1 pseudogene is annotated in these 279 nt (G+C 64.9%); it reads right to left on the bottom strand.

The window, feature by feature from the left end:
- Window positions 1-279: pseudogene (locus tag ACZYSP_RS35605) on the bottom strand (LD-carboxypeptidase); the annotation flags it as partial.

Genomic DNA, 279 nt, shown 5'->3' on the forward strand with positions numbered 1-279 from the left:
GCGCTGGCGCGCCAGCACACCGGCCATCTTCAACTGGTCGAGCATGCGTTCGATACGGTACGGGTGCTCGTTGATGTCCTCGATGAAGAGCACGCCCTTGTCCACCACGGGACAGTACGGCGTGCCGATCAGGCTGGCCAGCACGCAAAGGGTGCCGCCCCACAGCACCGCGTCTTGCACGGGCTTGAACTTCAGGTCTGCATCGCGCGCCGGCATGCGCCAGCCGGTGCCTTCGCCCTGCCCCGTAACGAGGTCGTCGAAGCAGGCTTCCATGATGTA

This window comes from Variovorax sp. F042 (assembly GCF_057814215.1).